The organism is Butyrivibrio proteoclasticus B316 (assembly GCF_000145035.1).
GTDB classification, from domain to species: Bacteria; Bacillota; Clostridia; order Lachnospirales; family Lachnospiraceae; genus Butyrivibrio; species Butyrivibrio proteoclasticus.
Map to the genome: position 1 here is coordinate 1,897,429 of NC_014387.1, position 24,672 is coordinate 1,922,100.

A 24,672-nucleotide genomic window follows, 5' to 3' on the forward strand; every position below is an offset into this window, starting at 1 on the left:
CACTTTCAGTAGAGAAATTTGATCCTGGGTTTTGGTAATTTCTTAGTCTTTTATAAAAGGCTTAGGTAGCTAATTTCTACCTAAGCCTTTTTCAAGATAATACGCAGATACTGTGTATGAATTCTCCAATAACAGTATTATTCTACAGCATCAAAAGTCAGGATTACTTTAAATAAGTCTCCATCGAGCCTGATCTTAAAGTCGCCATTCTGAGCAACTGTAAGATTCTTGGCTATTGAAAGTCCGAGTCCGCTTCCCTCTGTCGTTCTGGACTCATCTCCTCTTATAAATCTCTCAGAAAGATCGTCTCCATCCATATCAAGTTCCTTGTCTGATATATTCTTGATGGAAAATACAGCCTTTTTACCACCATCTTCTTCTTCAATCAGCTTAAGGTCCATATAAACTCTCGTTCCCTTTAGAGCATATTTACATGCATTACTAAAAAGATTCTCTATTACTCTCCAGAGATGTCTTGGATCTGCCATGATCTGAATACTTGGCTGAGAGCATCTGAAAATCGGCTGAAGATTAGCATTTTCAAACTTCTCATAAAATTCACCAATATTCTGATTGACCATTTCGACAAAGTTTATTTTGCTCATCTGAATACTGATATTTCCTGAGCTTATCTTGGATGCATCCAAAAGATCCTCAATAAGCTGTTTAAGCTTGGCAGACTTAACATCAAGTACTTCGACATACTCTTTAACTTTCTCGTTATCTATGTTCTCTCGCTTGATAAGACCTATGTAGTTTATTATCGAGGTAAGCGGAGTCTTAATATCATGAGAAACATTTGTTATAAGGTCAGCCTTGAGCTTCTCATCCTTCATACTGGTATCTACAGCCTTCTCTATTCCTTCTCCGATAGAATTAACCGCATCTGCAAGAAGTATATTGTCAGCATGAAGCTCTCTTACATCTACCTTAGCCTTAACATCACCATTTTTAATATTCTCTATTACATGAATTATCTTATCCCTGTCAGTATTCTGTCTGTACAAAAAGATTCCGATAAGAAAATCCATAAATGCTGCTATTATTATTCCTGCAATGCCTATCTTAAACAGTAATAGATTAATTACTACAAAGATTACATACGGAATCCAGGTTCTGATAAATACACTTCCGTTATCAGTAGCATTGATAATCAGATTTCTGGCTCCAAAACTTATTTTTCGAGTAAAGCTGTTCTTCCAAAGACTCTTGCCTGTTATTCTCCTTGTAAACTCATAAACAATATACATAAGTCCAACATCAGCAATAATGGCAGATACTCCGAGAATATACGGAAAAGCCTGCAGCTGAGTCATCTTCATTAATGTTGTTCCCTTAATATAACTGGCAATTATCAAAGCTGCTACAGGAAAAACTATAATTAAAGCCCCAAGGATAAACACCGATTCCGTATTTATCTTGTTGCCACTATCTGTCTGCATAGCAATCACATCTTCATCTGATACTTTTTCTTTGTCCTGTCTGGCATCCCTGAATAAGAGCATAAAGATTATCAAATAAGCAAGTGCAGCGATCACTCCCAAAATGTAAAGCTGAGTCCTGTATGGCATATATTTGGTAAAGCTGCTCTTACCACTTGTAAAATCATCTGAGCATGGATAATTTGCTGTATCAACTGCAATATATATTTTGGTCTGATCAGGAAAAGCATACCCATATGGGCCAATCAAAGATTTAAAGACACTCTCTTTAATCTTGGTATTAGTCTCATACTTAAGTTCATAGGGGCAATAATAGATATAGCTGCCATATTCCTTGAAGACGCTTCCTATATCGACTCCAACCGTATCCTTGACAAGGTCATTCACATTGGTATAAATCTCAGACTTACCATTGATTGTTCTGGAAACATAATATCTAATGTTGCTATTCTGAAATGTATAATAATTTAAAAGAGATCCATACTCCTTGTAGTTATTGGAAATATCCCCTATTGTCTCCTGTATATAAGTACACAAGAGAATGTATTCATCCCAACTGGATACAATATCCTCGATGTTCTTGCCATCTACAGTCTGATACCTGGAAATAAGAATATTGTGTGAACCAGCCTCATAATTACCATTTCCTGCAACTGTAAAGGTAAGTGTATTATCATCAATCTGAGAATTAAGGAAAGAGTTTACTCCTCCGGACACATTGTTGTTCTTAAGATGTGTGTAGGTAGTCGACTGGCTCAAAAAAGCGGCACTCTCTTCTTCTGTAAAGTTTCTAGTCTCTACACTTATACCACTCTGTCCCCATTTAAGAATGTCTGAAATATAATAGACGGCTGTAATATAATCACCCGGAAGCATAAATGCCCTGTTAATATAAGCTGTGACATCTATTTTTTTGTTGCCATCATATGTGCCGCCATTCTCAAACTGAGATCTTTCAGCAACAAGCCTTAATACATTCGAAGCATTGTTACCTAAAATGTTGTTGAATAAAAGAGATTCCTCATATGTTCTGGATCTGTCAGATTTATACAGATTATATGAATAATCCCCATCCGCTCCTGTTATAACTATGCTGGAACTGGATACAGAATACGCAAGTACAAAAGCTATAAAGCCTGCAAACAAATGCTGCGATATTCTAAGTATTTTCTTGAGCCGTATGTTTAAACGCATCACAAAACCTCATCTTCAATTTTGTATCCTACTCCCCAAACAACCTTAAGGAATTTAGGATCTTTAGGATTGATTTCAATCTTCTCTCTAATATGCCTTATATGAACAGCAATTGTGTTGTCGGATCTACCTCCGACAGATTCATTCCAAATGTGCTCATAAATCTGCTCGATTGAATATACTTTTCCTTTGTTCTTAACAAGAAAACATAATATGTTGTATTCAACAGGAGTAAGCTTGATATTCTCTCCAAAAACAAAGCATTCCTTGGAATTATCATCGATGACAAGTCCTCCAACTGTATAGACATTGTCATTTGTTACCTCAGATCCAAGAGTCGTATATCTTCTGAGATTTGATTTGACCCTTGCAATAAGCTCAAGCGGATTAAAAGGTTTTGTAATATAATCATCCGCTCCTATATTAAGTCCCAAAATCTTATCAGCATCTTCTGACTTGGCTGATAAAAAGATGACAGGAATAGTACTGAACCTGCGCACTTCCTTGACTAGCCTGATTCCATCCATTCTGGGCATCATGATGTCAACAATAGCAAGCTGTATTCTGGCCTGTCTGAGTATCTCAAGAGCCTCAACTCCGTCATAAGCCTTGAAAACTCTAAATCCTTCCTCTTCCAAATAGATTTCAATCGCTTCAACAATCTCTTTATCATCATCACATACAAGAATATTTTCCATTTCATCCACCTTTAAACAACTATACTTATATTAAATCAGTTAATTCTTAAGATTTACCATCGAAATTTCTTAATTTTTTTCCCAGTTTTCTTAATAAATTTACGTTTATTCGTTTATTATAATTATTTCAAGCACAAGAAAGCCGCAAGGTTACCGCGTTCTTCGTGCTGTACCCTATGAGAAAACAAAATATCGGAATTACATTTAGTACAAACATCCGTAACTATAATATTTTCTTCCAAAACTCCACACTCCAAAAGAGTCTGCTTTATTGCATTCCACAAATACAATCTATACTTATTGTTGGGATAAGGTATGAGTATTCTTTTATTCTCCAGTTCATCCTTTGAAAAGCTCTCAGCAAATTCATCCGCAACATCTTCACCAATTTCATAGCATGGGCCACATATAGATGGTCCTACAGCACACACCAGGTCTTTTGCCTCAGTTCCATAGTTATCAGCCATAGCGGTAATTGTCTTTGCAGAGATTTTTCCTTTTGTTCCTTTCCATCCTGAATGAGAAAGACCAATAGCCTTATGAACAGGATCCACAAAATAAACCGGAGGGCAATCCGCATGGAATGTAGAAAGAATAATTCCGGGAACATTCGTAATAAGTCCATCAATATCCATGTAATCTCTTGGCCTTTGCGGGCCTTTTCCCCTGTCTTCTTCTGTTACAACCCTTATATTAGTTGTATGAGTCTGATAGGTTGAAACAAAGTCATCAAGCTTATGTCCATGTCCTAAAACATCAGAGATTCTCATATAATTCTCATCAACAGCTTCCTTGTCATCACCTCTTGTATAGCTGAGATTCATTTCACTGTAACACCCCTTACTAACGCCGCCTAATCTCGTACTGAATAAATGCTCTACAATACCAAGTTCTTCAATTCTCGGAAAAACAAGATAATATACTCCATTTTTTTCTTTAAGTTCGACTTCCTTCTTATCACCGGTTCTTTTTATCAAAACATTTCCCATAATATTTACTCCCTGTATTCATCCCACATAATCAAAGGCATTCTTATGCCATTTAATAACCGGGACATTTTCATCATCAGTAATTGCTATAACATCGTATCTTATTGGAACATCAATGGATTTAACTCTGGAATAAAGATAAAGCTTGGAAAGCTTACAGATTTGTCTTTGTTTAGAAATTGTGACAGCGCCCTCAGGAGCGCCATATTTATTATCTTTCCTGTATTTAACCTCAATAAAGCATAAATAAATGCCATCACGAGCTATAATATCTATGTCACCCCGAAATGCTCTGTAATCTCTTTCAATGATACAAGCTCCGGACCTTCGCAGATATTCACAGGCAAGTTTTTCGTAGTAATCTCCCACTTGTCGTTTATTCATATATTTTATTCCCATCTAAAAAACATAGAAGGAATATTAACACATAAAAATCCATTTGTCTAATACTGTTTTATTTCTTCTTATCTTTAGCCTTGATTTTATCCATAGCATCTACAAAGACAAGGACCTCCGCTACAACTTCATAAAGCTCCGGAGGGATCATCTCCCCAATTTCAAGTCTGGACAGAGTATCCGCGAGTTTATCATCTTCATGTACAGGAATCTTGTTCTCTTTGGCCTGTTCAATGATCTTGTCTGCGAGTGCGCCCTTTCCGGAAGCAATTACTTTAGGAGCCCCATCTTCATTTGGATCATATCCAAGAGCAACCGCAGTTTTAACTTTATCTTTTTTGCTATTATCTGCCATAGTTACGCCCTCGCGTCAAATGCAGTTGTAGATAAAAGAGGCGTTCTTGTTACAGATAAAAGTTCATCTACTGCATCGTTTTCGCCGCCTTTATCAGAATGAAGCATCATATTTGCACTCATTGTGTAACCTCGCTTCTCAAGTCTTTCACTTAAAATATGGATATTATCATTAAGAAGCTCGATTACAGAATCATCAGCCACATAGAAATTAGTAGTTACCCTGGTATCCTTAAGCTTAACGTAAACATCAACAGGACCAAGGCTCTCCATATCGAGGTGTAAAATAGCGCTGACTGATCCATCCTCGCTCATTTTTTTGTTTTTATTTCTGTAGACGTAGAGATCACCATTAGCATTCTGCCCAGCCATCTGAAGTGGCAGTTGAACGTACTGAAACATCTGATTTAGCTGATTCATGAAATCCAGATTATTACTAAGGTTATTAGCAGATTGTGCAAGCTTTGCCTCACTTCCAAGAGCATTTGTAACTGACTCAGCAAGAGCTTTTGCCTGAATTCCAAGTCTTTGGTACAGATTCTCTATATTTTCCTTTTTCTCTACATCAAGAGGCTTTAAGAGCCACTGATTTGAAATGTTTTCCTTTAAAAGTTTGCCATACTCATCAGAAGAAAAGAGCTTTTTAAAGGATGTAAGTTCAACAGGATCAGAAAGATCAGCCTCCTCAAATGCATTTGCCAGTTCTTTAAAAAGCTGACTTGTTGCATCTTGTTTTCCTGCAAGCAGATCTTTTTGTAAATTTTGAATTGTCTTATCAGAAATACCTAAGTTTTCAAGGTTATTAAGAAAATCATCTGATAGTTTTACAGGTACTTTTCCTTCATATGAATCAGTCTGTATATTCAATGCTGCTTTCTGATTTACAGTGGAATTCTCTGGATTTAAGGAATTCAAACTGTTTGCAGAACCTTCCTGATCCATGGCAACTTTCCCGGACATATTTTCAGCAATAGTTTCTAAATCACCCATGTCTTGATGAGCAAACTGGCTGTTTTCAGATTCTACCATTTCTGTGCTTTCAGAGCCGGATAATTCTGCAGCTGATATCTGCGCCTGAATTTCTTCTCCTGCAAAAGCCTTGAGAACTTCTCCATAAAGATTAATTGCAGCACTGGTATTGCCACTTTGCAATAGAGAATCAAAAGCCTTCGGAAGCTCTTCAATAATCTCTGTCATCTCCATGGTAACCTGATGCTCATAGTTTTTGTAATTACCATATTGCTCTATATTATTTTCGTTAATTGGAATATTAAGACTCTTCATTTCAACAAGTGTAGACAAACTTGTACCTGAGTAGGTATTTAGATTTTTACTCATTTCAAGAAGAGATGTTTTGTCAATTGGAAGTCCGGCTTCCATCATCTCTTTGACCATTTGCACCGAATTGCCTGTCACTTCTAGGCCTGCAGCCATAAGGGCTTTCATAGTGCTCTGATAAGTTGACGTATTCTCGAGAAGCGGAGTGATCGTAACTCCATTAGGACCGGTTCCACGAACTGAAAAGCTCAATATCTGCCCTTCCTTAAGTCCCATGCCTTCAGATAACTTGGCAGATATTGTGGCATTTCCCAAATCTATATTAGCGATTTTCTCGCCATTCGTATCAGTAACAGACAGAACTTTTCCGGTAAGCGTAGAGCCATTTTTAACTTCTATGGGCGCTTCTTTGGAAGGAGCATTGGTCTGCTCCCTTCCATCAATAATAATATTTTTACCAGATCCGTTTATGCCTGAAATATTACTCATACAAAATTACCTATAAAAGATCTGCGGTGAATAGGACATGGTCCATATTTTTTGAGGGCAGCTATATGATCCGCACTTCCATATCCTTTGTTTGAATCAAATCCATATTCAGGATACTCTTTGGCGTAATCTTTCATAATCCTGTCTCTTGTAACCTTGGCAATTATACTAGCTGCAGCTATGGATGCGCTTTTGGCATCTCCCTTGATTATAGATATCTGTTTATATTCTTCAAGCTGAGGGATGTGAACAGCATCTATCAAAAGACCACCTGGCTTGACAGAAAGGCTGTTTACAGCCTTGGTCATAGCCTCATAGGTAGCCTGTAAAATATTGATCTCATCGATCCTCTCGCAAGTACTATAGCCAATTCCTACAGAAATAGCTTTATCCATGATCACATCATAAAGCTCTTCTCTCTTTTTTTCGGATAATTTCTTGGAATCATTTAGATAATAGATTTCTGAATCAGTCGGCAAAATAACAGCTGCTGCATACACAGGTCCTGCCAGAGGGCCTCTGCCAACCTCATCTATTCCGCATAAGAGCCCAAGGCCAGCATTCTCACGCTCATACTTCTTCATCTCATTAGTACGAGCAATCTCTTTGTACCATAAATCAAGCTTCTTGCCTGCATTCTCAACTAGCTTTCTAACTCCTGCTCTCTCATCGGAATCATATTTTTCTATAAATAGCTTTAATGCATCAACATCCTGTGAAGATGCTAAGGCTTCTTTTATCTGAGATATCGCTTCCATCATTTAATACCCCCAAATGAATCAAATGGGTATATTCTGAGAAAAGCATGTCCTAATATATCTTTCTTTTGAATATTTCCAACAGACGGATCCCTGCTATCCATGCTATGGTTTCTGTTATCTCCCATAACAAAATATTCATCCTTGCCAAGAGTCACACCGCTGGCAGCTATACCGGGATCCTGAATGATCTCAGCGCCAAAGTTCTCCTTGAGAAGTTCATCATTGATATAAATATTGCCATCAGCATCAATTCTGACTGTTTCTCCGGGAAGTCCAATTACACGCTTAATAAAGTATTCCTCATTCCCGTATCTGTAAGGAAATACAATAACATCATATCTATGAACATCTCCAAATCTATATGTCACCTTTTCAATCAAAAGAGAATCTCTGTCAATAAGAGTTGGATTCATTGAACTTCCACTAACTTCTGTTCTCTGCATAACAAAGGTAATAAACAAAAAAGTCAGCAGAAAAACAACTCCAAAATAAACGATTGTACTAAGTACTTCTTTTAATACTTTATTCATCTTCTCCAGCCTATCCGTGCCAATGCACTTAGTTTACTCTTTTTCCGGACGCTCGATAGATATCTTGCCAAGACGGCCGTTTCTAAAATCATCCAAAAGAAGCGCCGCTGCCCTGTCCATATCAGGCTGAGCGCCCTGTTTAAAGCATTTTCTGTTGATAGCTATTGCTGATAAAACAGCACTTGATGGCGTTGCATACTGCTCATTTGAAAGCTCAGCAATTTGATCCTCACTTATATTATACTTCTCACTTATGGCATTTGGGTAGGATTCTTTAAGGATTTTAATAAGTTCACAGGCAAGTTCTGTCGTATCAAGATTTTCATCATTCATTGAACCTATAAGAGCAAGATGAAGTCCCACAGTCTCATCCTCAAACTTAGGCCATAGAATTCCAGGAGTATCTAAAAGCTGCATGTTTTTACCAAGCGCTATCCATTGTTTTCCCTTGGTTACTCCCGGCTTATTTCCGGTCTTTGCGGAAGCTTTGCCTGCTAGTTTATTGATAAAAGTAGACTTTCCAACATTAGGTATTCCTGCAACCATAGCCCTTATTGGTCTGCCAACTATTCCGCGTTTCTTGTCACGCTCTATTTTTTCAGCGCATGCCTTTGTCACCAAATCCTTAACTTTTGCGGCCTCATTACCGGTTTTGGAATTCATTTCCATAACAAAAGCACCTGTCTTCTGATAATATTCCTTCCACTCCCTGGTAACCTGAGGATCTGCAAGATCAGCCTTATTCAGTATTATAAGTCTGAACTTGTTCTTACCCAGCTCATCAATATCAGGATTTCTACCGGATGCCGGAATTCTGGCATCAGTCAGCTCTATAATGATATCGATAAGTTTAATATTCTCCTGCATCATTCTGACCGCTTTGGTCATATGTCCCGGATACCACTGATAATTCATCTATTCACCACTTTCTTAATCTAATATAAAACCACCTGAGTGACCATTTTGCCCTAACTTAAACCAGGCTTTTCCAATCATCATGTTGGTCGAAACCAGTCCAATATTAGCACTTCTTGAGTCCTCACTACTATTTCTGTTATCACCAAGAACAAAGTATTCACCACTCTTTAGTGTTATTTCGTTTGATGCTATCCCTGCATCTTCCATTTTATCATACTTATCCTGGTCTTCAGTCTGAACTTCTCCATTTATATATAAAAGTCCATCTATGATCTGAACCTTATCCCCGGGGCCTGCTACAACTCTTTTTACATAATAATGAGAATTAACATTTCCATTTGGTAAAAAAACTACTATATCACCGGTAGATGGCCCTAATATTTTAAGAACAAGCTTGTTAACAAGAACTGTCTGACCATTATAGGCAGAAGGTTCCATAGAATCACCAATAACCTTGACCTGCATGCCAAATAAAAAAACAAATACAGCAGCCAAAGCTACTGCAAAGATAGTGACAGTAATCCAGGAAAAAATCTCCCTGATAAGCTTAGGAGTAATAATCTTCTTTTTCTGACTGAATGATAAAGTATTCTTTTTCCTACGACGCATATTATGTGCTCCCCAAACGTTCTTTTTGCCGCCTCGGCGCGCAAACAAAAAGAGGCAATTACTAAAAAGTAACTGCCTCTAGCAAACAAATTATCTGGTAACAAGTTCCTTAACCTTAGCTTTCTTACCTGTAAGTCCCTTAAGGTAGTTCAGCTTAGCTCTTCTTACCTTACCTCTTCTGATAACTTCAACCTTCTCAACGATAGGTGAGTGAAGTGGCCATGTCTTCTCAACGCCAACACCGTAAGACTCTTTTCTTACTGTGAAAGTTGTACGGTTGCTACCGCCCTGGATCTTCTTAACAGTTCCCTCGAAAACCTGAACTCTTTCACGGTTTCCTTCCTTGATCTTAGCGTGTACTCTTACAGTATCACCTGTGTGGAACTGAGGCGCATTAGCGTTCAGCTGCTCTTTCTCGAGCTCTTCGATAATTGTACTCATATTTCTTCTCCTATTCTATGGACGTTCTTGCCACGAACCATGATTAAAATAATTACTAAATGTCATAGCAGAGGACCGTCTGATTATCACAACGTACTATACTATAACACAGAGCATATGGAGAAGTCAACATCAAACACAATTATTTTCCCAGAAGATTAACAGGACCAAATCTGTCAGGTAATATTTCAGGCAGTGTATAAGTTTTATAATCTGTTGTAGATTTAGCACAAATGATAATGAACTCATCTCTGCAGAACTCACTCATAACCTGTCTACAAACTCCGCAAGGACTGCAATCATCCAATTCTGTTGCTCCATCAGCTCCTCCACAGATGGCAATTGCTGTAAATTCCTTAACGCCCTCGCTTACAGCCTTAAAGAAAGCTGTACGCTCAGCACAATTTGTCGGTGTAAAAGAAGCATTTTCTATGTTGCAGCCCGTATATATAGTGCCATTAGCAGCAAGAAGTGCAGCCCCAACATTGTAATGTGAATATGGAGTATAAGAATAATTTCTCATATCCAATGCTTTTTCTATAAGATTTTCAATCTGTTCTTTTGTCATTTTTATCTAGACCCCTTATCATATGGAATTCCTTCTGCCTTAGGAGCTCTGGACTTCTGTGATGTAAATGCAAGTACGATAAGAGAAACTATATAAGGGAACATATTGTAAACAGTTCCAGGAATCTTAAGTGCCTGAAGGAAACCAATACCCATATATACATTTGACAGTGATCTGAATACTGCAAAGAGTACAGCAGACCATGCAATTCTCTCGGGCTTCCACTGGCCAAAGATCATAACAGCAAGTGCAAGGAAGCCTGCGCCTGCAACACCATAATCAAAGTGCCATGTAGAGTTGGCAGCCGCAATATATATAATGCCGCCAAGTCCAGCCAGAAAACCTGACAAAAGCACTCCTGAATATCTCATAACATATACATTAATACCTACAGAATCAGCAGCCTGAGGATGCTCACCGCAAGCACGAAGTCTAAGTGCAAATTTGGTTTTATAGAAAAAGATAATCGCAGCCACAAGAAGAACTGCAGCAATCACTACAAACCAGCTAAGCTGTAAAGCTCCAATGTTAAACATAAAAGCATCATGTCCTCTGACATAATCAAGCTTAGCAGAAAAATCTGATCCTTTTGAGCGATTAGTGTTAAAAGCCTTAACAATAACTGTAGCAGCTGCTGTAGCAAGCATATTTACAGCTGTACCAATAAGTGTCTGATCAGCCTTGAAATAGATGCATGCAACACCAATGAGCAATGAAGAGATCATTCCTGCAAGAGCTGCTGCAATAAGCGTAAGAGACACGATTGTAAATTTAGAAGCTGATTCCGGCAGAAGAACCATTACCATAGCTCCAGCCATTGCTCCAAATACCATTATACCTTCAAGTCCCAGATTGATAATACCGCTTCGCTCTGAAAACATTCCGCCCAAAGCAACAAGGATAAGTACTGCTGAGAAGATGAGTGTGTATTGAATCAGTAGTATCATCTCTGCACCTCCTTCTTAGCTGATGCATTTTTGCCAGCCTCAGTATTACTCTTTTGTACCTTTTTAGGCTTATTGATAATAGTTTTAAAGAAAAGCACAAATCCGCAGAGATAAATGATGATAGCAATCATCAGATCCGCAACCTGTGGATTGAAATAATTAGTATTAAGGTACTGACCGCCAAGTGTAATGTACTCAACGAAAAGACCTGCAACAATTGCCCCTATAGGATGAAGACCTCCAAGGAAAGCTACAGCAATTCCTGAAAATCCCATTCCGGGAACAGATGAAGCAATCTTGTAATGTTCAATACTTGTAAGATAATAAAGAGCAGCAGCAAGACCTGAAATAGCGCCTGAAATAAGCAGTGTCAGCACAATATTTCTCTTTGCGTTCATTCCTGCATACTTGGCTGCATCCTTATTATGTCCGGTTGCCTTGAGCTCATATCCAAAAGTTGTCTTGCTAAGAACAAGCAAGATAACAATAGCAACAATTACTGTAATAGGAACAGCAATTGTCATATATTGGTTCTTACCAAAAACGCCCTGTAAAAATCCGGGAAGTATTCCTGATGGGTTCTTGGCTGCTATATCATATGTCTCGGACTTGGTTGTATTCATGCAAGTCTCATTACCAAGAATAATATTACAGATATAAAGTGATATCCAGTTGAGCATAATGCCTGCAATAACTTCATTGACATTACAGAAAGCCTTGAAGAATCCACAAATAGCTCCCCATAAAGCTCCAGCTATCACTGCTGCAAGAAGACAGAAAAACCAGTTCCAGCCAAGCGCCAATGATGTATAAAGACTGGCGAGAATGCCTACTGTATATTGTCCAGCTGCTCCAATATTGAAAAGGCCAGCCTTATATGCAAAAAGGATAGCTTCTGAACAGAGAATAACAGGAACAGCCTTAACCAGGGTTGAACCAAGATAGTACATAAGCTGCTGAGGCTTAGCACTGAATTTAAAGAAGTTCTTAAGAATTGCAACCATACCTTCCGTTGCATGAGCTGGATTCATACAAAGAAGAATAATATAACCTAATAAAATACCAAGGACGGCACATAGGACTGATGCTAATATAGTTTGAACTGCAGGTTTCTTAAAGAAACTAGACTTCTCTTTCATTACCTAAATACCTCCTTTCTCTCATCATGTTTTGCTCCGGACATATATAATCCAAGTTCCTGAAGTGTTGTTGTCTTAGGATCAACTTCTCCAACGATCTCACCATCATGCATAACCAGAATTCTGTCTGAAAGGTTCATAACCTCTTCAAGCTCAAGTGAAACCAATAAGATAGCACATCCCTCATCACGCTGTTTAACAATTTCTTTATGGATATATTCGATAGCACCAACATCAAGTCCTCTTGTTGGCTGTACAGCTACCAAAAGCTTATGCTCTCTGTCCATTTCTCTGGCAATAATAGCTTTCTGCTGATTACCACCGGACATAGATCTTACAATTGTCTGAGCTCCACGACCTGATCTTACATCAAATTCTTCTGTAAGTCTGTCTGAATACTCTCTCATCTCATTCTTCTTGATGAAACCATGCTTAGAAAACTGAGGTTCAAAGTATCTTTGAAGAATCATGTTTTCTTCAAGAGTATAATCAAGTACAAGACCATGCTTATGTCTGTCTTCCGGAACATGGCTCATACCATGAGTATTCTTGTATCGGATAGACTTATGCGTGATATCATCACCCATAAATTTGATAGTACCGCTTGAAATGTCATCAAGACCTGTAAGTGCTCCAATAAATTCAGTCTGCCCATTTCCATCAATACCGGCGATACAAACAATCTCGCCCTCTCGTACATTGAAGGAAACATTGTGAACAGAGTCATTCTGATGAATCTTACTCTTTACACAGACATTCTCTACTCTGAGTATTTCCTTACCAGGTTTAGCCTCTTCCTTGTCAACCGCAAATTTAACATCACGGCCTACCATCATAGATGACAGTTCTTCCTTGGTAGTATCTGCAACATTAACAGTACCGATATACTTACCTCTTCTGAGGATTGTACAACGATCTGCAACTTCCATGATCTCATTAAGCTTGTGAGTAATGAAAAGAATAGACTTACCTTCCGCTGCAAGGTTCTTCATAATCTTCATGAGCTCATCAATTTCCTGAGGGGTGAGCACTGCAGTAGGTTCATCAAAAATGAGGATATCATTATCTCTGTATAACATCTTAAGGATTTCAACACGCTGTTGCATACCAACAGTAATATCCTCAATAAGAGCATCGGGATCAACCTTAAGATTATACTTCTCGGAAAGAGCAAGAACCTTCTTCCTTGCGTCTTTTTTGGTCAAAAAGCCAAATTTACTAGGCTCAGCTCCCAGAATAATATTATCAAGAACTGAGAAGATATCTACTAACATGAAATGCTGATGCACCATACCTATACCAAGGTCAGTTGCATCATTAGGATTTTTGATGGTAACCTCTTTACCATCTTTCTTGATTACACCCTTCTCTGGTGTATAAAGACCAAAGAGGACGCTCATAAGAGTCGATTTTCCTGCACCATTCTCCCCAAGAAGTGCATGAATCTCACCTTTTTTTAACTGCAAAGTGATATCATCATTTGCAATTATGCCAGGAAACTCTTTTGTGATATGCAACATCTCAATTACATAATCATCCATAATTAAAACACCTTCCTAACAAAATTTTTCATGGCAAAACCATAATAATTCCCACTACTACACAGCTAACCTGTAATGGAAATTATTATGTTCTTGTAAAAAAGGGAAGGAATAAGTTTCCTTCCCTTTTGAAAGAACAACATAGATTACTAATATTTAATTAGTGAATGTTATCAAATGTTGTAACTTTGATAGCTGTTGTAGGCTGAACATCGATATTACTATCTACTGTTACATAGCCATCAGCCATTGACTTAACAAGAGCCTTGTAATCGTCAACTGTGAAGTTTGTCATTGACCATGTCTCTGTTGGAAGCTGAACATAGTTAAGTGATGGATCATCACCTGAAACGATACCAAGGTTCTCAATCTTTCCTGAGTGAGCAGCCCAGTTACCAGCAACTACATCTGTAAGTGTTGCATTGACTGTAGCAGCAAGACCCTTCATAGCAGATGTTACGCAAACACCTTCGCCATAAAGTCCATCGATTGTGCCAGACTGATCAACGTCAACACCAACAACCTTGCCGTCTACCTTCTTAGCAGCCTCACCAGCTGATGTGAAGATACCGCCGCCGCAAGCAAATACGATCTCTGTTCCGTTAGAATACCATGTATCCATTGTAGCTGTAATAGCTTCGTCGCCGAAGAACTGTCCGCCGTATACATAGTTAACTTCTACGTCAGAAGCAATGCCGAGCTCTGTAGCTGCAGCATCTGCACCCTGACCGAAACCGTAACCATAACGAACAACAGCAGGAACTGCCATACCGCCAAGGAAACCAAGCTTCTTGTAGCCTTCCTTAACTACAGCGTAACCAGCCATGTAACCAGCAAGCTCTTCCTGGTATGTGAATGAGCATACGTTAGCAGGAAGCTCTGTCATGCCAGCGCCTTCGAAGTCACCCTGTGAAACATCAAGAGCGATGATTGTTACATCTGGGTTAGCATCAGCTACTGCAGCGATCATTCCTGCGAAAAGATATCCAGGAACAACAATTACGTTGTAACCATCTGCAACAGCATTGTTGAAAGCAGCTGTACGAGCCTCATCAGAGTCTTCTGTTGGCTTGTAGTACTGGAACTCAAGACCATTAGCCTTAGCGAAAGCATCTGAAGCCTCATAAGTTGTCTGGTTGAATGACATATCTGTGATGTCACCAGAGTCTGTGATCATAGCGATCTTGAGGTCAGAAGCTGCCTCTGTTGCAGCAGGAGCCTCTGTGTTGTCTGCTGCTGGAGCTGCCTCTTCTGTAGCAGGAGCTTCTGTAGCAGGTGTCTCTGTTGCAGGTGCTTCTGTTGAACCACAAGCTACAAGAGAAGCTACCATTGTCGCAGCCATAAGAACTGACAAAAAGTCTCTTTTTCATAATTTCCCTCCATTTTGAATTGGTTGACTTTTTATAATAAAACCTTATAAGGCTTTATCCATAGCTATGAGGCGTTTAATAGCGCCAATTGTTGTACGGTAAACGTCATCCATCTCGTGAACCTGTGGATTGGACAGCCCCTTCTTGGCCCTCTCCTGGTTAGCTACAACAAGCATAACCGCACCGGTTCTACATCTCAAATAATTACCAACTATGAAAAGTGTAGATGATTCCATCTCAGAGCAAAGAGCTCCGCACTTGATCCAGGCATCCCATTTATACAAGAGCTCAGGACCAACAGGCTTAGTCTCCGGTTCATGCTGACCAAAGAAAGAATCCTTACACTGTACGACGCCAACATGATATTTAGCACCAGCTTCCTTGGCACCTTCTACCAAAGCGTTAACTACATCAAAAGACGCTACTGCGGGATACTCAATCGGTGCATATTCCTTGGATGTGCCCTCTGCACGAATAGCTCCATTTGCAATTACAATGTCGCCACCGATAACATCATCCTGCATACCACCAGATGTACCCATTCTAATAAAAGTATCAGCACCACACTTAGCAAGCTCTTCTACTGCAATTGCTGTTGAAGCGCCACCGATACCATGGGACATAACAGTAACCATCTCTCCATCGATAGTTCCTGTGTAAGTATTGTATTCTCTGTTATAAGCTACGAATCTGGGATTATCAAATAGACGTGATATAGTCTCACACCTTCCGGGATCCCCCGTCAGAATAACGTAACGGCCTACATCACCTTTTTTCACATGAGTATGGTACTGATAACCAGCACCTTCTGTATAATCAACCATAATTATTTTCCCCAAAAATTAATAAAGATTTTATTCCAATAACTTAATTATATGTTATTTTTAAACAAAAGTCATCAGCACTTCATTATATAAAAATTATAGCAATCCTTCAAGTACATGAATTGTTATTTTTCCGCCATTTACATCAATATTTCTGACGCAGTCCTTAATTACAGGTATGTATACCTTTTCATCAGAGCCTTCTCTGGCCATCTCATAAACATCATTAGCCCCGGTCTGAATAATATCTGTAACAACACCAAGCTTGTTTCCATCTTCATCGACTATATCAAGCCCCATCAGATCTGCGCAATAATACTCACCCGGTTCAAGTTTTATGGCATCTTTACGTTCAATAGTAAGTTCACAGCCCCTGAATTTTTCAACATCATTTATATTGTTATACTGTTTGAACTTAACAATAACAAATTTTTTAAAAAATCTTGCGCTCTGCACGTCAAGCTCAATTTCCTCACCTCTCTGAGTGTGAAGTGTAACTTTCTTGAGCTTCTTGAATCTGTTAGGATCCTCGGTTGTAGGAAAGACATTTACTTCCCCCTGTAAACCATGCGTAGATGCGATTACTCCGACTTGAAATCTGTCTGTCATTCTATTCTCCATATATTATCAACTGATTGTTCCAATATTGTTATCTTCTGTTGTATTATCATTAGCCATTTCTTCACTTGCTAACGGTTCTGCAGCTTTCTTTTTTCTGCGCTTTTTCTTCTCCGGTTTAGGTGGATTTTCTGCGAGCCACTTTTCATAAAGATCAGGTCTTCGCTCTTTTGTTCTGATAACTGACTGTTCAAGTCTCCACTCATCAACCTTCTTGTGATCACCTGAAAGAAGAATAGGCGGAACCTTTTTGCCCATCCATTCCTCCGGCCTTGAATACTGAGGATATTCCAACAGATAATTATTAAAACTCTCTGTCATCGCAGATTCATCGTTATTGAGAACGCCGGGAACCAGTCTTGAAATAGCATCGATCATAACCATGGCAGGAAGCTCGCCTCCTGTCAGGACATAATCACCAATCGAAACATAGTCAGTAACTATTTCTTCCAGTACCCTCTCATCCACTCCTTCATAATGGCCACACAAAAAAACCAGATTTTCTTCACTGGCAAGTTCCTGTGCCATTTTCTGGTTAAAAACTGAACCTTGAGGAGTAACATATATTACTCTTGGAGATTTACATCCCTTATCAAGAATATCCTGTTCAATAGATTTATAGCAATCATAAATAGGCTGTGCCTGCATAAGCATACCTGCACCGCCTCCATATGTATAGTCGTCAACCTTATGATGTTTATCTTTAGAAAAGTCTCTGATATTGATAGCGTTAAAAGAAATATATCCTTTATCGCTTGCTCTTCCAGTAATACTACTGGATAAGCTTCCCATGATCATCTCTGGGAAAAGCGTCATAATATGAAAATTCATGAATCGTTCTCGTATATATTTTTTTATACATTAAGAGTCGAATAAAGCAAAAGCCCTATTCGACTCATTAACTGGCAACTTGAGGTCTAATCAAACTATCTCAACGTCCACCTTGAGATTATCTCTGGTAGATGCAGCCTTAACAACAGCTCTGATTGCCTTAGCAATACGTCCCTGCTTGCCAATAACCTTGCCCATGTCTGAAGGTGCTACATGAAGCTCGATCATAATATTACGCCCGTCTGTTTTCTCGGAAACAACAACTTCATCCGGATTATCAACTAGCGCTTTTGCGATAACTTCAACTAATTCTTTCATTGATTAACCCCCGGCAACTTATTGTTATAGTTATTTGTATGAGCCAAGAATCGGAAATAGCTCTACATATAACCTAATTATTTAATGCCGGCCTGCTTAAGAAGCTTAGCAACTGACTCAGTTGGCTGTGCACCATTAGCGAGCCACTTCTTAGCGAGCTCCTCGTTGATCTTAACTGTGCTAGGATCTGTGTTAGGATCGTATGTTCCGATCTCATCGATGAACTTACCCTGTACAGGAGCCTTTGAATCAGAAACGATAATTCTGTAGAAAGGAACCTTCTTCTTACCAATTCTCTTTAATCTCATTTTTACTGCCATTTTAAATTTCCTCCATTTAAAAAAATTAAGATAGATATTTATTTGCTTATATGTGTAAAACAGCTAATTATAGCTGATAGACATATCAAAACGGGAACTTGCCGCCCTTAAAACCGCCAAAGCCTCCGAATTTACCAAATCCACGCTTGTCACCCATAAGTCCGGGCATCTGTTTCATCATCTTCTGCATCTGTTCGAACTGTTTGATAAATCGGTTAACATCAGCAATATCATTGCCTGATCCCTTGGCAATCCTAAATTTCCTCTGAGGGCTCATAAGTTTAGGATTCTTACGTTCCTCAGGAGTCATAGAAAGTACTATTGCCTCGATTCTCGCAAGCTGTTTCTCATCAGGAAGCATATCATCACTGATCTTGCCCATTCCCGGAAGCATGCCCATAATAGATGAAAGGCCTCCCATATTGCGCATGGCCTTCATACTCTCAAGATACATTTCAAAATCGATCTTGCCCTTCTTCATCTTCTGGGCCATTTCACGATCTTTTTCTGCATCTCTCTCGGCATTAGCCTCAACGGCCTTATCAATAAGACTCAGCACATCTCCCATTCCAAGGATACGACTAGCCATTCTGTCAGGATAGAACTGCTCCAGATCAGAAAGCTTCTCGCCCATGCCCACATAAAGAATAGGCTTCCCTGTAACCGCCTTGGTAGAAAGAGCAGCACCACCTCTGGAATCACCATCCATCTTGGAAAGGATGATTCCATCAACTCCGACTTTTTCATTGAATTCAGAAGCAACATTAACTGCCTCCTGACCAGTCATGGCATCAACAACAAGAAGAGTCTGATGAACGCCTACAGCGTTCTTAATATCTACAAGCTCCTGCATCATGATATCATCAATCTGCAGTCGTCCGGCTGTATCAATGATCACTACATTGTTGCCTTTTTTCCTGGCTTCTTCAATTGAAGCCTTGGCAATATCAACCGGGTCAGCATGTGATCCAAGTGTAAAGAAATCAACTTCCTGCTTGCTGGCATTGATCTGTAACTGATCAATAGCTGCAGGTCTGTATATATCGCAGGCTACAAGAAGAGGTTTTCTGCCCTTCAGCTTGAGCTTGCCGGCAATCTTGGCTGCAGTAGTTGTCTTACCTGCACCCTGAAGACCGCACATCATAAGAACAGTAATCTCATTAGTAGGCTGAAGCTTGATCTCAGTGGTCTCAGATCCCATGAGGGAAATCATTTCCTCATTAACAATCTTGATAACCATCTGTCCAGGATTAAGACCATTTAAAACATCCTCACCAACCGCTCTCTCCTGAACCGCTGAAATAAACTGCTTAACAACCTTGAAGCTGACATCAGCTTCCAAAAGTGCCATCTTGACTTCTTTTAAAGCAAGCTTAACATCTTCTTCCGTAAGACGGCCCTTACCGCGAAGGTTTCTAAATACATTTTGAAGTTTATCTGTAAGACTTTCAAAAGCCATTTATTATGTTAGCTCCTCGATTAGTTTTCCCGAAATGGATTTAAGTCTGTCTCTAAGTTCATCACTCAGGTCATTTCCCAAGTCTGTGGCTATCACATCCAAAGCCTGGGCTTCAGCCTTGATGGCCTCAAACCTTCTGATCATATGAAGTCTGTCTTCATATCCCTGAAGAGTATTGGTGCATCTCTTGATCAGATCATGCACCCCTTGCTTGCTGATTCCATTCTCATCAGCAATCTCGGTAAGAGACATATCATTATAAACAGCGGCCTCATATATTTCCTTCTGATGTTCAGTTAGAAGCTCGCCATAAAAATCATACAACAAGCCTTGCTCTACGATTTTCTTCATATGTACCCTCTTTACCATTAAACACAAATGATATAATATACAAAAACAAAATAAGTGTCAAGTATTTTTTCTTGACACTTATCAAAGTACAAATCCAAGACTTAATATCAACTGTAAGTACACTATTCTTATATGCTTCAGAACCAAACTTACGAAATCAGCCTAACTTTTTATATCTGACGGAAGCATCCCAAGCTGATTTTTAAAAGCTCTACTAAAAGAGGAATAGTCCTTAAAGCCACATTCAAGGCAAGCTGTAGTTGCAGGTATTCCTGACATTATCTGATTTCTGGCATAAAGAATTCTCTTTTCGGATATATACTGATGAATGGAATAGCCAGTCTCATTTTTGAACACTCTCATCATATGATACTTACTCATATAAAAGTGGTCAGCAAGATAATCAATAGAAAGATCTCCGGACAAATTTTCTGTTATATAGTTGATAAGTTCTATAACCTTTCGATTATATCTTGCTTCAGGTTTAAAGCCAAAATCCTCACTTATGCAGGCTTTATTAAAATCGATAAGAGCCTTCAAAACATCTATCCTTGTCAGAAGTTCTCCGGCATATTCATCCTTCTCTCTCTGAATATCACGCTCTATCTTTATAAACTGTTCATATAAACTGGTGCTGACGTCTCCAGGAAATCTCACCACATAGCTACCGATTTCTTTGGCTTTGGCAAAGGCATCAAGAAGTCCGTACTTACTAAGAAAGCCATCACTAAGATACAATATCACTCTGTCATAATAATCATTTTTGCCACCATCACCAGACAGATCACCCTCGTTTTGATATGTGACAGGTTTGTGAATAAGATGCCTGTTTACAAGCACAAAATCGAAGGGCAGGAGTTCATACTCCCGTCCTTCGATCAAATATTTAACATTACCGCCAAGTATCAGAATAACCTTGTGAAAATCATGATAATGATAAGGAACGTCTATATTTATTCGGTCCTTAATGTGAAAGAACCGAAAATCCTGTTCGAGATATCCCTTCTGTTCATAATCAGAATAAGGTATTTTTTCATCGTAATCTTTGGTCATCTTTTTTCTCAATAGTCAGTTATACAAATATCAAGATCAACGTTGCCATCAATTCCGGCCACTTTACCGGAAGATGTAAACTGCCATACATCAAAATGATATGGATAATACAGAGGAGTTCCATAATATGCTATCCAAATATCATAGTCATCAACATCCTGAGCGTCCATCAAAAGAGTGTATGATTTAACATTACCATAGATCATAGGCTTGTAGCCTGCACTTCTGACTGTATCACAGAAAGTATGCACCACTGCCTCATACTGGTCAGATGTAAGTTCATTGGTCCTGGCAGAATCAGAGTCTGCTGATTCTACATCGATAACGACAGGATATTTGACCTCATAAGGCTCTATCATATCGAGAACCAGCTGAACCTCATCAAGCGCTTCTTCTTCATTAACTGCCTGTGAATAAAAGTATACGCCTACATCTATGCCACTTGCAGTTGCGCCCTTTATATTATCTTCAAAGCAGTCATCTACAAGTATCTTACCCTCTGTAGTACCTCTAAGGCCCACTCTTATAAAAGCAAAATCAATACCTGCATCTGCAACCTTGTCCCAGTCAATCTTCCCCTGAAACCTTGATACATCGACACCTTTTTTGACATTTACAGAACCATCCTCGCCGACATATTCAAGGAAACCGTCCTCACCAACTTCAAAATCTTCCTCTGTAAAGCCATGGTGAGCTATAGAATCCAAAATAGGAAAAAAGTAATACCTTCCGGAGCTGGCAACTACCATCTGGTCCGGGAAAAGAGATCTTATAGTACTGGTAGTCCCCTCACCCGCTTCAAGCTTTTCCTGTATTTTCTCTTTTATAGAGTTTGTAGTCTCTACCCTTGTCTCTTCCTTGGCATTTTCAATAAGCTTGTCAGCTTCAGTCAACGTATAATAGCCTTCCTCATTAAGAGCCTCAAGTTCGCTTCTGACTGCTTCCTCTTCTCTCTTTAAGGAAGCATTCTTAATAAGCAGCATGACACTGAATGACAGTGCCAAAAGAGCTACTAGACTTAAAAAGATAATTGAAATTATGTTATGCGAATTTCTAACGCCAATTCGTTCTCTGGTATCCTGGGAAGTATTATTCATGCTCACATTCTCTCGTCAAAATAACTTTTATATCCTTCTCCAAATATCTCACTTGCGCTGGTAACTATCATAAATGCATTGGGATCTTCTTCCCTCACAATATCTTCAGCCATTGGTGATAGCCTTTTCTTGATAGCGCACATGATAACCTTTTTCTTCTCACCACTATATGCACCCTGTGCAAACACGTGAGTTGCTCCTATATCCAATTCATCAAGAAGCCTTGCCGTAATAATATCCGGATGATCCGAGATAATATAAATCAGCTTGGCTCCATCCCTTCCATAAAGTACAAGATCAAGTACTGATGAAGTAACCATTACTGAAATGAATGAATATAATGCTGCTGTAATATCCTGAAACACGATACCCGCAATGATAAGGACTATCACATCGGTCATAATATATAACATGCCCGTTTTGATGTGAGGATATTTAAGTCTTAGTATCTTAATTATAACATCAGTACCGCCACTTGTAGCATGTGATTTAAAGATAATGCCCATAGCTACTGCAGAAAGAGCACTTCCAATAGTCACACCCAAAATAATATCATTTATATAAAATGCCGATAAATAGGTACTGAAAAAATCTGTAGTTAAAGATATAACCGCAGTTGCGTAAATAGTTGAAATAGTAAATCTTATACCAAACTTCCAAATAGCCACGATCAAAATAGGAATATTCATAAAAAGAAACCACATACCGGTTCCTATAGGAACAATCCTGTTAAGAACAATGGCAAGACCTGTTATACCACCTGGAGCTATATTGTTGGGATCTACCAAAAGTGCTGTTGCAAGTCCGTATATAGAGGATGCAAAAGTAATCAAAAGATAGTCCTTAAGTCTGGCCTTAATGCTTGTTTTATTTGTACTGCTCATATTAAATATTTGTCCTTACAATCCTTGGTTTATAGCCTTCAGTGTTAAGAGCTTCAATGATCTGTTCCTTATGCTCACTTCCAAAAGCCTCAAGAGTTATTCTAAGTTCTACAGCCGCATTCCTGTTAATTGAAACAAACTGATTATGCTCAAGCTTGATCACATTACCGTTAACGCCCGCAATAACACCGGCAACTCTTGATAATTCTCCAGGTTTATCAGGAAGGAGCACAGAAACTGTAAATATCCTGTCTCTCATGATAAGGCCCTGCTGAACAACAGATGACATTGTTATAATATCCATGTTGCCGCCAGAAAGAACACAGGCAATTTTCTTGTCCTTGCAGTCGAGCTGTTTAAGAGCTGCAACTGATAAAAGGCCAGAATTCTCAACAACCATTTTGTGGTTCTCTACCATATCAAGGAATGATACTACCAGATCCTCATCAGGAACTGTAATGATATCATCAATGTTTTCAGACAGATATGGGAAAATCTTCTCTCCTGGCTTCTTAACTGCTGTACCATCTGCAATCGTATTAACAGAAGGAAGCGCAACTACATGTCCGGCCTTGATTGATTCCTGCATACAATTTGCTCCTGCAGGTTCAACACCAATAACTTTAATCTTGGGATTGAGAAGCTTGGCAAGCGTCGAAACACCTGTAGCAAGGCCGCCGCCCCCGATTGGAACAAGGATATAATCTACAGTTGGAAGCTCCTTGATGATTTCCATTGCAATTGTTCCCTGTCCGGTTGCAACATCAAGATCATCAAAGGGATGAACCATTGTATAGCCGTATTCCTGAGAAAGCTCTAAAGCCTTCTCATAAGCCTCATCATAGACATTTCCATGAAGAACAACCTCAGCTCCAAGAGCCTTGGTTCTGTTAACCTTTATAAGAGGAGTAGAAGTAGGCATGACAATAGTAGCCTTAACTCCGTAGCATTTAGCTGCATAAGCAACGCCCTGAGCATGGTTACCGGCAGATGCAGTAATAAGACCTTTCTTACGCTCTTCATCAGAAAGAGTTGTAATCTTATAATATGCTCCCCTAACCTTATATGCGCCGGTTCTCTGAAGGTTCTCAGGTTTGAGATAGACCTTATTTCCTGTGCAATTGCTCCAATAATCACTGTAAATAAGCTTGGTTTCAAGAGTTACTCTTTTAACATCTTCATAAGCCTCTTCAAACTTATCAAGAGTCATCTTCTTTTCATCTGCCATTATGCCGCTCCTCCAACTAATTATT

At 39.0% G+C, this 24,672-nt stretch carries 27 protein-coding genes; all 27 read right to left on the minus strand.

All coding sequences use genetic code 11. The features are described from left to right. Positions 1 to 137 precede the first annotated feature (137 nt). The 27 genes from BPR_RS07855 to ilvA all read right to left on the minus strand — a co-directional run bounded on the left by BPR_RS07855 (position 138) and on the right by ilvA (position 24,647). The gene (locus BPR_RS07855) at positions 138 to 2,636 is read right to left on the minus strand and encodes a HAMP domain-containing sensor histidine kinase (RefSeq protein ID WP_013280936.1); all 2,499 of its coding nucleotides are present in this window, start codon (positions 2,634 to 2,636) and stop codon (positions 138 to 140) included. Continuing rightward, entirely contained in the window at positions 2,636 to 3,334 is a 699-nt protein-coding gene (locus tag BPR_RS07860) for a response regulator transcription factor (RefSeq protein WP_013280937.1), read from the minus strand. Before BPR_RS07860 ends, BPR_RS07855 begins: the two co-directional genes overlap by 1 nt. 122 nt (positions 3,335 to 3,456) lie before the next feature. Next, entirely contained in the window at positions 3,457 to 4,323 is an 867-nt protein-coding gene (pgeF, locus tag BPR_RS07865; RefSeq protein ID WP_013280938.1) for a peptidoglycan editing factor PgeF, read from the minus strand. A gap of 18 nt (positions 4,324 to 4,341) precedes the next feature. Then, positions 4,342 to 4,707: a YraN family protein gene (locus tag BPR_RS07870; RefSeq protein WP_013280939.1), complete on the minus strand. Its 366-nt coding sequence runs from the start codon at positions 4,705 to 4,707 to the stop codon at positions 4,342 to 4,344. A gap of 70 nt (positions 4,708 to 4,777) precedes the next feature. Next, positions 4,778 to 5,074 (minus strand): EscU/YscU/HrcU family type III secretion system export apparatus switch protein, encoded by a 297-nt coding sequence (locus BPR_RS07875; RefSeq protein ID WP_013280940.1) that lies wholly within the window; start codon positions 5,072 to 5,074, stop codon positions 4,778 to 4,780. A gap of 2 nt (positions 5,075 to 5,076) precedes the next feature. Continuing rightward, positions 5,077 to 6,840, minus strand: coding sequence for a flagellar hook-length control protein FliK (gene fliK / locus BPR_RS07880; protein WP_013280941.1), 1,764 nt, complete (start codon positions 6,838 to 6,840; stop codon positions 5,077 to 5,079). Further along, positions 6,837 to 7,598 (minus strand): ribonuclease HII, encoded by a 762-nt coding sequence (locus BPR_RS07885; protein WP_013280942.1) that lies wholly within the window; start codon positions 7,596 to 7,598, stop codon positions 6,837 to 6,839. Before BPR_RS07885 ends, fliK begins: the two co-directional genes overlap by 4 nt. Then, complete coding sequence (lepB, locus tag BPR_RS07890) at positions 7,598 to 8,131, minus strand: signal peptidase I (protein ID WP_013280943.1); 534 nt, start codon at positions 8,129 to 8,131, stop codon at positions 7,598 to 7,600. Before lepB (BPR_RS07890) ends, BPR_RS07885 begins: the two co-directional genes overlap by 1 nt. Before the next feature lie 33 nt (positions 8,132 to 8,164). Next, positions 8,165 to 9,046 (minus strand): ribosome biogenesis GTPase YlqF, encoded by an 882-nt coding sequence (gene ylqF / locus BPR_RS07895; protein WP_013280944.1) that lies wholly within the window; start codon positions 9,044 to 9,046, stop codon positions 8,165 to 8,167. Between the two features lie 15 nt (positions 9,047 to 9,061). Then, the gene (lepB, locus tag BPR_RS07900; RefSeq protein ID WP_013280945.1) at positions 9,062 to 9,658 is read right to left on the minus strand and encodes a signal peptidase I; all 597 of its coding nucleotides are present in this window, start codon (positions 9,656 to 9,658) and stop codon (positions 9,062 to 9,064) included. A 90-nt stretch (positions 9,659 to 9,748) separates the two neighbouring features. Then, on the minus strand, positions 9,749 to 10,099 hold the full coding sequence (gene rplS, locus BPR_RS07905) for a 50S ribosomal protein L19 (RefSeq protein WP_013280946.1): 351 nt from the start codon (positions 10,097 to 10,099) through the stop codon (positions 9,749 to 9,751). Between the two features lie 142 nt (positions 10,100 to 10,241). Continuing rightward, positions 10,242 to 10,667 carry a cytidine deaminase gene (cdd, locus tag BPR_RS07910; protein ID WP_013280947.1) on the minus strand — a complete coding sequence of 142 codons (426 nt, stop codon included), beginning with the start codon at positions 10,665 to 10,667 and terminating at the stop codon, positions 10,242 to 10,244. A gap of 2 nt (positions 10,668 to 10,669) precedes the next feature. Further along, positions 10,670 to 11,614, minus strand: coding sequence for an ABC transporter permease (locus tag BPR_RS07915; RefSeq protein ID WP_013280948.1), 945 nt, complete (start codon positions 11,612 to 11,614; stop codon positions 10,670 to 10,672). Continuing rightward, complete coding sequence (locus tag BPR_RS07920; protein WP_013280949.1) at positions 11,611 to 12,753, minus strand: ABC transporter permease; 1,143 nt, start codon at positions 12,751 to 12,753, stop codon at positions 11,611 to 11,613. The genes BPR_RS07915 and BPR_RS07920 overlap by 4 nt, the downstream gene beginning before the upstream one ends. Further along, positions 12,753 to 14,294 carry an ABC transporter ATP-binding protein gene (locus BPR_RS07925; RefSeq protein ID WP_013280950.1) on the minus strand — a complete coding sequence of 514 codons (1,542 nt, stop codon included), beginning with the start codon at positions 14,292 to 14,294 and terminating at the stop codon, positions 12,753 to 12,755. The genes BPR_RS07920 and BPR_RS07925 overlap by 1 nt, the downstream gene beginning before the upstream one ends. A gap of 160 nt (positions 14,295 to 14,454) precedes the next feature. Beyond that, the gene (locus tag BPR_RS07930; RefSeq protein ID WP_013280951.1) at positions 14,455 to 15,636 is read right to left on the minus strand and encodes a BMP family lipoprotein; all 1,182 of its coding nucleotides are present in this window, start codon (positions 15,634 to 15,636) and stop codon (positions 14,455 to 14,457) included. Positions 15,637 to 15,708: 72 nt separating this feature from the next. Further along, on the minus strand, positions 15,709 to 16,488 hold the full coding sequence (gene udp / locus BPR_RS07935; protein ID WP_013280952.1) for a uridine phosphorylase: 780 nt from the start codon (positions 16,486 to 16,488) through the stop codon (positions 15,709 to 15,711). A gap of 96 nt (positions 16,489 to 16,584) precedes the next feature. Next, positions 16,585 to 17,097 (minus strand): ribosome maturation factor RimM, encoded by a 513-nt coding sequence (gene rimM / locus BPR_RS07940; RefSeq protein ID WP_013280953.1) that lies wholly within the window; start codon positions 17,095 to 17,097, stop codon positions 16,585 to 16,587. Positions 17,098 to 17,115: 18 nt separating this feature from the next. Beyond that, positions 17,116 to 17,937, minus strand: coding sequence for a tRNA (guanosine(37)-N1)-methyltransferase TrmD (trmD, locus tag BPR_RS07945; protein ID WP_013280954.1), 822 nt, complete (start codon positions 17,935 to 17,937; stop codon positions 17,116 to 17,118). 90 nt (positions 17,938 to 18,027) lie between these two features. Next, entirely contained in the window at positions 18,028 to 18,255 is a 228-nt protein-coding gene (locus BPR_RS07950) for a KH domain-containing protein (RefSeq protein ID WP_013280955.1), read from the minus strand. A gap of 77 nt (positions 18,256 to 18,332) precedes the next feature. Continuing rightward, entirely contained in the window at positions 18,333 to 18,575 is a 243-nt protein-coding gene (gene rpsP / locus BPR_RS07955) for a 30S ribosomal protein S16 (protein ID WP_013280956.1), read from the minus strand. 85 nt (positions 18,576 to 18,660) lie between these two features. Beyond that, positions 18,661 to 20,034, minus strand: a complete 1,374-nt coding sequence (gene ffh, locus BPR_RS07960; protein WP_013280957.1) for a signal recognition particle protein — start codon at positions 20,032 to 20,034, stop codon at positions 18,661 to 18,663. A gap of 3 nt (positions 20,035 to 20,037) precedes the next feature. Continuing rightward, positions 20,038 to 20,385 (minus strand): YlxM family DNA-binding protein, encoded by a 348-nt coding sequence (gene ylxM / locus BPR_RS07965; protein ID WP_013280958.1) that lies wholly within the window; start codon positions 20,383 to 20,385, stop codon positions 20,038 to 20,040. Positions 20,386 to 20,547: 162 nt separating this feature from the next. Continuing rightward, positions 20,548 to 21,438 carry an AraC family transcriptional regulator gene (locus BPR_RS07970; RefSeq protein ID WP_013280959.1) on the minus strand — a complete coding sequence of 297 codons (891 nt, stop codon included), beginning with the start codon at positions 21,436 to 21,438 and terminating at the stop codon, positions 20,548 to 20,550. Positions 21,439 to 21,446: 8 nt separating this feature from the next. After that, positions 21,447 to 22,535: a glycoside hydrolase family 25 protein gene (locus tag BPR_RS07975; RefSeq protein ID WP_013280960.1), complete on the minus strand. Its 1,089-nt coding sequence runs from the start codon at positions 22,533 to 22,535 to the stop codon at positions 21,447 to 21,449. A gap of 2 nt (positions 22,536 to 22,537) precedes the next feature. Continuing rightward, entirely contained in the window at positions 22,538 to 23,419 is an 882-nt protein-coding gene (locus tag BPR_RS07980) for a YitT family protein (RefSeq protein WP_013280961.1), read from the minus strand. A gap of 1 nt (position 23,420) precedes the next feature. After that, positions 23,421 to 24,647 carry a threonine ammonia-lyase gene (gene ilvA, locus BPR_RS07985; RefSeq protein WP_013280962.1) on the minus strand — a complete coding sequence of 409 codons (1,227 nt, stop codon included), beginning with the start codon at positions 24,645 to 24,647 and terminating at the stop codon, positions 23,421 to 23,423. Between the last annotated feature and the right edge of the window lie 25 nt (positions 24,648 to 24,672).

Excerpts from the sequence above, each read along its gene's own strand:
- BPR_RS07870 (WP_013280939.1), bottom strand. The coding sequence starts at position 4,707 with ATGAATAAACGACAAGTGGGAGATTACTACGAAAAACTTGCCTGTGAA.
- rimM (WP_013280953.1), bottom strand. The coding sequence starts at position 17,097 with ATGACAGACAGATTTCAAGTCGGAGTAATCGCATCTACGCATGGTTTA.
- BPR_RS07915 (WP_013280948.1), bottom strand. The coding sequence starts at position 11,614 with ATGATACTACTGATTCAATACACACTCATCTTCTCAGCAGTACTTATC.
- BPR_RS07885 (WP_013280942.1), bottom strand. The coding sequence starts at position 7,598 with ATGGAAGCGATATCTCAGATAAAAGAAGCCTTAGCATCTTCACAGGAT.
- fliK (WP_013280941.1), bottom strand. The coding sequence starts at position 6,840 with ATGAGTAATATTTCAGGCATAAACGGATCTGGTAAAAATATTATTATT.
- lepB (WP_013280943.1), bottom strand. The coding sequence starts at position 8,131 with ATGAATAAAGTATTAAAAGAAGTACTTAGTACAATCGTTTATTTTGGA.
- rplS (WP_013280946.1), bottom strand. The coding sequence starts at position 10,099 with ATGAGTACAATTATCGAAGAGCTCGAGAAAGAGCAGCTGAACGCTAAT.
- BPR_RS07875 (WP_013280940.1), bottom strand. The coding sequence starts at position 5,074 with ATGGCAGATAATAGCAAAAAAGATAAAGTTAAAACTGCGGTTGCTCTT.
- ffh (WP_013280957.1), bottom strand. The coding sequence starts at position 20,034 with ATGGCTTTTGAAAGTCTTACAGATAAACTTCAAAATGTATTTAGAAAC.
- trmD (WP_013280954.1), bottom strand. The coding sequence starts at position 17,937 with ATGAATTTTCATATTATGACGCTTTTCCCAGAGATGATCATGGGAAGC.
- ylxM (WP_013280958.1), bottom strand. The coding sequence starts at position 20,385 with ATGAAGAAAATCGTAGAGCAAGGCTTGTTGTATGATTTTTATGGCGAG.
- BPR_RS07980 (WP_013280961.1), bottom strand. The coding sequence starts at position 23,419 with ATGAGCAGTACAAATAAAACAAGCATTAAGGCCAGACTTAAGGACTAT.
- rpsP (WP_013280956.1), bottom strand. The coding sequence starts at position 18,575 with ATGGCAGTAAAAATGAGATTAAAGAGAATTGGTAAGAAGAAGGTTCCT.
- ilvA (WP_013280962.1), bottom strand. The coding sequence starts at position 24,647 with ATGGCAGATGAAAAGAAGATGACTCTTGATAAGTTTGAAGAGGCTTAT.
- BPR_RS07925 (WP_013280950.1), bottom strand. The coding sequence starts at position 14,294 with ATGGATGATTATGTAATTGAGATGTTGCATATCACAAAAGAGTTTCCT.
- BPR_RS07920 (WP_013280949.1), bottom strand. The coding sequence starts at position 12,753 with ATGAAAGAGAAGTCTAGTTTCTTTAAGAAACCTGCAGTTCAAACTATA.
- BPR_RS07970 (WP_013280959.1), bottom strand. The coding sequence starts at position 21,438 with ATGACCAAAGATTACGATGAAAAAATACCTTATTCTGATTATGAACAG.
- BPR_RS07860 (WP_013280937.1), bottom strand. The coding sequence starts at position 3,334 with ATGGAAAATATTCTTGTATGTGATGATGATAAAGAGATTGTTGAAGCG.
- lepB (WP_013280945.1), bottom strand. The coding sequence starts at position 9,658 with ATGCGTCGTAGGAAAAAGAATACTTTATCATTCAGTCAGAAAAAGAAG.
- udp (WP_013280952.1), bottom strand. The coding sequence starts at position 16,488 with ATGGTTGATTATACAGAAGGTGCTGGTTATCAGTACCATACTCATGTG.
- cdd (WP_013280947.1), bottom strand. The coding sequence starts at position 10,667 with ATGACAAAAGAACAGATTGAAAATCTTATAGAAAAAGCATTGGATATG.
- BPR_RS07975 (WP_013280960.1), bottom strand. The coding sequence starts at position 22,535 with ATGAATAATACTTCCCAGGATACCAGAGAACGAATTGGCGTTAGAAAT.
- BPR_RS07950 (WP_013280955.1), bottom strand. The coding sequence starts at position 18,255 with ATGAAAGAATTAGTTGAAGTTATCGCAAAAGCGCTAGTTGATAATCCG.
- BPR_RS07855 (WP_013280936.1), bottom strand. The coding sequence starts at position 2,636 with ATGCGTTTAAACATACGGCTCAAGAAAATACTTAGAATATCGCAGCAT.
- BPR_RS07930 (WP_013280951.1), bottom strand. The coding sequence starts at position 15,636 with ATGGCTGCGACAATGGTAGCTTCTCTTGTAGCTTGTGGTTCAACAGAA.
- ylqF (WP_013280944.1), bottom strand. The coding sequence starts at position 9,046 with ATGAATTATCAGTGGTATCCGGGACATATGACCAAAGCGGTCAGAATG.
- pgeF (WP_013280938.1), bottom strand. The coding sequence starts at position 4,323 with ATGGGAAATGTTTTGATAAAAAGAACCGGTGATAAGAAGGAAGTCGAA.